8 protein-coding genes are annotated in these 6,441 nt (G+C 64.6%); 2 read left to right on the top strand and 6 right to left on the bottom strand.

The features are described from left to right. The 3 genes from arsJ to E8F12_RS01040 all read right to left on the bottom strand — a co-directional run. Positions 1-1,183: organoarsenical effux MFS transporter ArsJ (arsJ, locus tag E8F12_RS01050; RefSeq protein ID WP_280323429.1), on the bottom strand; the 1,183-nt coding region annotated here is incomplete at its 3' end. Positions 1,184-1,201: 18 nt separating this feature from the next. Further along, complete coding sequence (locus E8F12_RS01045; RefSeq protein WP_280323428.1) at positions 1,202-2,206, bottom strand: ArsJ-associated glyceraldehyde-3-phosphate dehydrogenase; 1,005 nt, start codon at positions 2,204-2,206, stop codon at positions 1,202-1,204. Positions 2,207-2,249: 43 nt separating this feature from the next. Then, the gene (locus E8F12_RS01040; protein WP_280323427.1) at positions 2,250-2,606 is read right to left on the bottom strand and encodes a metalloregulator ArsR/SmtB family transcription factor; all 357 of its coding nucleotides are present in this window, start codon (positions 2,604-2,606) and stop codon (positions 2,250-2,252) included. Between the two features lie 292 nt (positions 2,607-2,898). Here E8F12_RS01040 and E8F12_RS01035 point away from each other — a divergent pair, with 292 nt between their 5' ends. Then, positions 2,899-3,375 (top strand): YbhB/YbcL family Raf kinase inhibitor-like protein, encoded by a 477-nt coding sequence (locus E8F12_RS01035; RefSeq protein WP_280323426.1) that lies wholly within the window; start codon positions 2,899-2,901, stop codon positions 3,373-3,375. Here E8F12_RS01035 and E8F12_RS01030 read toward each other — a convergent pair. The 3 genes from E8F12_RS01030 to E8F12_RS01020 form a co-directional block, all read right to left on the bottom strand. Continuing rightward, complete coding sequence (locus E8F12_RS01030; protein WP_280323425.1) at positions 3,293-3,991, bottom strand: DUF2459 domain-containing protein; 699 nt, start codon at positions 3,989-3,991, stop codon at positions 3,293-3,295. The two genes, E8F12_RS01035 and E8F12_RS01030, sit on opposite strands and share 83 nt — an antisense overlap. Before the next feature lie 118 nt (positions 3,992-4,109). Then, positions 4,110-4,460 (bottom strand): BON domain-containing protein, encoded by a 351-nt coding sequence (locus E8F12_RS01025; RefSeq protein ID WP_280323424.1) that lies wholly within the window; start codon positions 4,458-4,460, stop codon positions 4,110-4,112. Positions 4,461-4,690: 230 nt separating this feature from the next. Beyond that, positions 4,691-5,053 (bottom strand): hypothetical protein, encoded by a 363-nt coding sequence (locus E8F12_RS01020; protein ID WP_280323423.1) that lies wholly within the window; start codon positions 5,051-5,053, stop codon positions 4,691-4,693. A 683-nt stretch (positions 5,054-5,736) separates the two neighbouring features. Here E8F12_RS01020 and E8F12_RS01015 point away from each other — a divergent pair. After that, the gene (locus E8F12_RS01015) at positions 5,737-6,441 is read left to right on the top strand and encodes a YebC/PmpR family DNA-binding transcriptional regulator (RefSeq protein WP_280323422.1); all 705 of its coding nucleotides are present in this window, start codon (positions 5,737-5,739) and stop codon (positions 6,439-6,441) included.

Raw genomic sequence — 6,441 nt, 5'->3', positions numbered from 1 at the left:
TGAAGGCGGCCAGCGATACCAATGCCGTCGACACCCACAGACAGGCCTCCAGCCCATGGACCTGGAAGATCCAGCCGGACAGCAGCGTGCCGAGCAAACGGCCGAGGGCGTTGGACATGTAGTAGAAGCCCACGTCCAGCGACACCCCGTCCTCCTTGGCATAGGAGACGATCAGGTAGCTGTGCAGGGAGGAGTTCACCGCGAACAGCACGCCGAACAGCGTCAGCCCGCCCACCAGCACCCGCTGAGCCGGCCACCCCGCCCAGAGGCCGAGGGCGATGGCCGCCGGCAGCAGCGCCAGCAGGCCGGCCCAGAAGAAGGCGGCGCGGCCATCCGGCAGGCGTCCGCTGCGCTTGCCGGTGATGGCGGGCGCGACGGACTGGACGATGCCGTAGCCGATGACCCAGGCCGCGAGAAAGCCGCCCACCAGCCAGAAGTCCCAGCCGAACACCGTGCTCAGGTAGACCGGCAGCGCCACCACGAACCAGACGTCGCGGGCGCCGAAGAGGAACAACCGCGCCGCCGAAAGGATGTTGATCGCCCGGCTCTTGGAGAGGATGTCGCGGAACTTCGGCTTGGCCTTGGCCTTGCCCAGGTCCTTCTTCAGCAGCGCCAGGCTGCCGAGCCAGATCAGCGCCAGCACCGCCGCCATGGCGAGTACCGCCCCGGTGAACCCCAGCGAGGCGAGCAAGGCGCCGCCGAGGAAGAAGCCCACGCCCTTGAGCGCGTTCTTCGACCCGGTGAGGATGGCCACCCACTGGTACAGGGTGCCCTGCTGGCTGTCGGGCACCAGGAGCTTGATCGAGCTCTTGGCGCTCATCTTGTTGAGGTCCTTGGCGATGCCCGACAGCGCCTGGGCGCCCATCACCCAGGGGATGGTCAACCAGGCCGCCGGCACCGCGAGCATCAGCAGCGCGGCGACCTGCAGGCCGAGGCCGATGTTCATGGTGCGGTTGAGGCCCAGGCGCGCACCCAGGTAACCGCCCACCAGGTTGGTGATGACGCCGAAGAATTCGTAGAACAGGAACAGCGCGGCGATCTGCAGCGGCGTGTAGCCCAGGCTGTGGAAGTGCAGTACCACCAGCATGCGCAAGGCGCCGTCGGTGAGGGTGAAGGCCCAGTAGTTGCTGGTCACCAGCAGGTACTGGCGCACTGACGGGGAGAGGGCTGACAACGCGTTCATGATCGCGGCGCGTCCCTGTCAGCCCGCCAGGCCGACCAGCCGCGCCAGCTCGACGGTGCGGTTGGCGTAGCCCCACTCGTTGTCGTACCAGGCGTAGAGCTTCACCTGGGTGCCGTTGACCACCAGGGTCGACAGCGCATCGATGATCGAGGAGCGCGGATCGGTGCGGTAGTCGATGGACACCAGCGGGCGCTCCTCATAACCGAGGATGCCCTTCAGTTCGTTCTCGGCAGCCGCCTTGAGCAGTGCATTGACCTCGTCAGCCGTGGTCGTGCGCTCCACTTCGAACACGCAGTCGGTCAAGGAGGCGTTGGCCAGCGGCACCCGCACCGCATGGCCATTCAGCCGTCCGCGCAGCTCGGGGAAGATTTCCGCGATGGCGGTGGCCGAGCCGGTGGTGGTGGGGATCAGGCTCATGCCCGAGGCACGGGCGCGGCGCAGATCCTTGTGCGGCTGGTCGAGGATGCTCTGGGTGTTGGTCAGGTCATGAATGGTGGTGATCGAACCATGGCGGATACCCAGGTTCTCGTGGATCACCTTGACCACCGGCGCCAGGCAGTTGGTGGTGCAGGACGCAGCGGTGACGATGCGATGCTGCGCCGGGTCGAACAGCTGCTGGTTGACGCCCATGACGATGTTCAGCGCGCCCTGCTCCTTGACCGGCGCGCTGACCACCACGCGCTTCACGCCCTGGTCCAGGTAGGCCTGCAGCACGGCGACCGTCTTCATCCTGCCGCTGGCCTCGATCACCAGGTCGCAGCCCGACCAGTCGGTGTCCGCGATGGCCTTGTTGGCGGTGACCTGGATGCGCTTGCCGCCGATCACCACGCAGTCGCCCTCGGCAATGGCCTCGTGCCGCCAACGGCCGTGCACCGAGTCGAAGTTCAGCAGGTGGGCGTGGGTCGCCGCGTCGCCCGCGACGTCATTGATGCGGACGAACTCCAGCTCTGGCCAGTCCCACGCCGCGCGCAGCGCCAGACGTCCGATACGACCGAAACCGTTGATACCGACTTTGATGCTCATGCGCTTGTACCTAGGTGAATGTTTGGGTCAGGGGGTAGCGCGATCAACAGCAGGCGGCGGTCCGCTCGGGGCGGTCGCCCATGCCGTCCAGGCGCTTCGAATCGGGACTCAGCCAGTGCCTGTTGGCATCCAGCGTCGTGGTCAGCACGCGGTGTACCCAGTCGGGCAGGTTGGGATGCAGGCGGTAGTACACCCATTGTCCCTGGCGACGATCCGCCAACAGCCCGCAGGTACGCAGCTGCGCCAGGTGGCGGGAGATCTTCGGCTGGCTCTCGTCCAGCGCGCAGGTGAGTTCACAGACGCACAGCTCCTCCTCGCGAGTGATGAGCAGCATCAGGCGAACCCGGGTTTCATCAGCCAGGCACTTGAATACGGTGGTCGGGGTCAGGTGGTCGGCCATAAAGGTCTCAACGTCGGTTTCTCTGGCGACAGCCCGCAGGGCCTGGAACTCATGAACATGCCCCGAGAATATACGGATTTTCGAATATACGATTTTTCGAATATGCGGTAAAGGCATCCGACAGCTGCCTTTCAAAGGCACCCTGGAAAGCCGTCCATATAACGAATTTCCAGAGCCTCGGGAGACTTCCCACTATTCTTTTATGGAGCCCCCGGGTACGGCCAGTCGGCGAAGTCGACCGTCGCCGTTACGGTCTGCTACTGAACCAATCTGGCACCAAGGAGATACGGCCATGACCTTCAGGCTAAGCTCCACAGCGTTCGCCCCCAACGAGATGATCCCCGCCCTCTACACCTGTGACGGTCGGAATATCTCTCCCCCACTGAGCTGGACGAAGCCGCCGGTAGGTACCAGGAGCCTGGTGCTGATTGTCGATGACCCGGATGCCCCCGATCCCGCCGCGCCGAAAGTGACGTGGGTCCATTGGCTGCTGTACAACCTGCCTCCAACCGCTGGCAGCCTGCCGGAGGGCGTGGCGGACGGGAACCTGCCGCCCGGTACCCTGCAAGGGCTCAATGACTGGCAACGGACAGGTTACGGTGGCCCCTGCCCCCCCATCGGCAATCACCGCTATTTCCACAAGCTCTATGCCCTGGACAAGGTGCTCGTCGACCTGCGCCACCCGATCAAGTTGATGCTGGAGCAGACGATGAAGGGACACATCCTCGCCCAGACGGACCTGATTGGCCGTTATCAGCGGCATCGCTAGGGAGTGTTGGCAGCGCTTCGCGCAATCTGGACATGACACCCGCGGCCGTCAGCACCGAGGTCGATCGGAGGGCGACTCCGCTCAGGGCCACCGCCTCGGCGACCCAGGTATTGCAGTTGTGATTCAGCGAGTAGCGGCCGTGAGCCCCGTAGAAGCGGCTGTCGCCGTAGAGTCCGGGGCCGAGCATCTGCAGGTCGCCTTGCGGGGTGAGGGCAAAGCTTGCGGCGAGGTGGTCCAGCAAGCGTTGGTAGCCGTCCTCGCCGACCGTCAACGAAACCGAATCGCCGCCTGCGACCGAGCCACGTCGCTCGCCAGGCACCCGCACCACATGGAGCACGCTGCCACCTGAGCGGAACGCCGCGCCCAGCGCCTGTCCCACGCCGGCGTCCGGCGTCCGGTAGAAGGCCTCATCGCCCCAACCGAGCTCGACGAAATCGGCGCCGCCGAAGTCCCTGCCAAGCGCCGGCAACCGCTGAACCAAGTCGCGGCTGGCGACCACTATCCCCGTATGCCAGCCATGGTTCACCACCTGGAAGGTTCGCGTCGCAGCGCAATGCACCTCGGCCGGCGACCTGGCGGGCTGCGTGGCGGTGCACCCGAGCAGGATGAGCAGCACTGACAGGACGAATGGCCTGGGCACGGTCGGCGAACTCGAAGGACAAGTCAGTCGAACCCGGATCAGCGCATCGCTCGCCGACCTGTCCCTCGCATGCCCTCAAGAGGACGGGCGCTCCTCATTTGTCGTCCGTCTTCGCTGACGCTCGCGGTAGCTCCTCAGCGCTCTCCTCCGCGTTGGGGGCTTCCGGAAAACTTCCGGGAGAGACCATGTAGGTCTGCAGGTCGCTGGCATCGATATCGGTGACGCCATGAACCGCGCGGGCCAGGCCTATGGCCTGCTCGCACTGTTTATGGGTATTGACGCGGCCGCTCAACGCCACCATGCCCGCGTGGGTCTTGACGTGGATATTCAGCCTGCGAGTCGGTTCGGCCAAGGTCAGGGCCGACTTCACCTTGGTGGTGATCCACGCGTCGTGAACGGCCAACCCGAGGTCATGGGAGTAGTGCTGGAAGGAATGAATCTTCATGGCAGGATCCTCTCTTGCGGAATCAGGCGTACCTTCGGTCCCACCTGTTGTTCTGCCCACGCGACGCACGCCCGCATACGGCGCCCGCCTCGAAAGCAAGTCCACAGCCTGAGTATAGTGCGGGCCCTCTCGGCCCCCGGCCGAAGATCCCGACTTCATCCAGCTGTTCGGGACATTCCAATCGCCCGCAACGGCGTTTGGGAACCCTGCAGATGGAGAGTCAGGTTCGGCTATGAGCTGCGGTCAGGCGTGCAGGCGAGCGTGGCTCGCGTGCTCCTGCCGATGGGCCGGCTATCGACGAGCACCACCACACTGGTACCGGGTTCCAGCAGCATCTTGCGGCCCGATGGGCTCAAGGCCTCGGCGACGCCGGGTTTGACCGTACACAGGGCGGATTGAGCGCCGTGGTTGGTCACTTTCAGCACCTGGCTGGCCCCCCTGCTGATGGCGGAGGAGTCGGGCAGATGGAACGGGGGCAGGGACAAGGACGTTTCGATGTCGAGGCCGTTCAGTTCACTCGCTATCTTTACATCGGCCAAGGCCGTCAGCGGCAGACAAGCGGCCAATCCGGTTATCAGGAATACCTTGTTCATCTCGAACCTCCAGGAGATTCAGAGTGAGCCTCTACCTGGGCGTAGAGGTGGGCCACTAGCCGGCAGCCCGATCAGTTCGCCGGCCAGTTCGATCCGCAGCCGTGAAGATCCGGCGCAGATGCGTTGCCCATCACGTCAGAGGGGACGTGGTTTATGCCGGGCCATCCGCTGGTCTGTTCATTGTCGAGAAACAATCACGCGGCCCTGTGCATGAGGGACATGCCCCATGAATTCTAGGAGGGAATATGGCGGACGGATTGGTTTTTCTGGCTCTGTCGACCCGCAGGAACCGGCTTATGCCAGCCGAGATCACTTGCTCACCCGCTCACAACCAAAGGTGCTGAGCAATCTTGCCTCTACATCGGCAGCGGCGGCAGTTGCTCCATATCCTCGCGGACGGCCTCCACTCGCGCATCTTTCGACAGCTCCTTCCAGGGCCCCATCGCGATCATGCCCGGGCTGACTGCGGACCTTGGCCTGGACCTCGCGTAGTGGAAATCCGCCTTGCGGATCTTCACCCTACGGAGGACGGCGCGCCGACCCGCAGCCGAAATTGCCACCCGGCAAGATGCCTCCCGACGAGCTAGCTGGCAGCCTCCCCCGCCCGCCCAGTAGAATTGCCGACCTATTTGCCAACGGGCCGCCGCGCCCGTTCCCCGTCCGCAACCCGCGAGAGAACCGCCATGGGCGCCCAGTGGAAAGCCAAACCTAAAGAAGCCGCCGCCAATGCCCGAGGGAAGATCTTCGGCAAACTGGTGAAAGAGATCATGATCGCCGCGCGTAACGGCGCCGATCCGGACATGAACCCCAAGCTGCGCCTGGCCGTGCATCAGGCCAAGAAAGCCTCCATGCCCAAGGACACCCTGGAGCGCGCCATCAAGAAGGGTTCGGGCCAGTCGGGCGAGGTGGTCAACTACGAGCGCACCCTGTATGAAGGCTTCGCACCGCACCGCGTGCCGGTCATCGTCGAATGCCTGACCGATAACGTGAACCGTACCGTCGCCGAAGTGCGCGTGCTGTTCCGCAAGGGCCAGCTGGGCACCTCCGGCTCGGTATCCTGGGACTTCGACCACCTGGGCATGATCGAGGCCGAAGCGACCGGCGCGGACGCGGACATGGAGCTTGCCGCCATCGAGGCCGGCGCCCAGGACTTCGAAGCGGGCGAGGACGGCGGTGCGCTGTTCTACACCGAGCCGACCGACCTGGACGCCGTGTGCAAGGCCTTGCCGGAGTTCGGTTTCACCGTGCAGTCGGCCAACCTCGGCTACAAGGCAAAGAACCCGGTCAGCCTGTCCGGCGCCGAGCTGGAAGAAGTGGAAGCCTTCCTCGAAGCGATGGATGGCCACGACGACGTGCAGAACATCTATGTCGGCCTGCAAGCCAACTGA

Source organism: Pseudomonas sp. BN102, assembly GCF_029871245.1.
Lineage (GTDB): Bacteria > Pseudomonadota > Gammaproteobacteria > Pseudomonadales > Pseudomonadaceae > Metapseudomonas.
The sequence above is the reverse complement of the archived record's forward strand: the minus strand, read 5'-3'. Positions and strand labels throughout refer to the sequence as shown.

What these genes read in the sequence shown, in the direction of transcription:
- E8F12_RS01045 (WP_280323428.1), bottom strand. Translation starts at nt 2,206, where the DNA reads ATGAGCATCAAAGTCGGTATCAACGGTTTCGGTCGTATCGGACGTCTG.
- E8F12_RS01040 (WP_280323427.1), bottom strand. Translation starts at nt 2,606, where the DNA reads ATGGCCGACCACCTGACCCCGACCACCGTATTCAAGTGCCTGGCTGAT.
- E8F12_RS01035 (WP_280323426.1), top strand. Translation starts at nt 2,899, where the DNA reads ATGACCTTCAGGCTAAGCTCCACAGCGTTCGCCCCCAACGAGATGATC.
- E8F12_RS01025 (WP_280323424.1), bottom strand. Translation starts at nt 4,460, where the DNA reads ATGAAGATTCATTCCTTCCAGCACTACTCCCATGACCTCGGGTTGGCC.
- E8F12_RS01020 (WP_280323423.1), bottom strand. Translation starts at nt 5,053, where the DNA reads ATGAACAAGGTATTCCTGATAACCGGATTGGCCGCTTGTCTGCCGCTG.
- E8F12_RS01015 (WP_280323422.1), top strand. Translation starts at nt 5,737, where the DNA reads ATGGGCGCCCAGTGGAAAGCCAAACCTAAAGAAGCCGCCGCCAATGCC.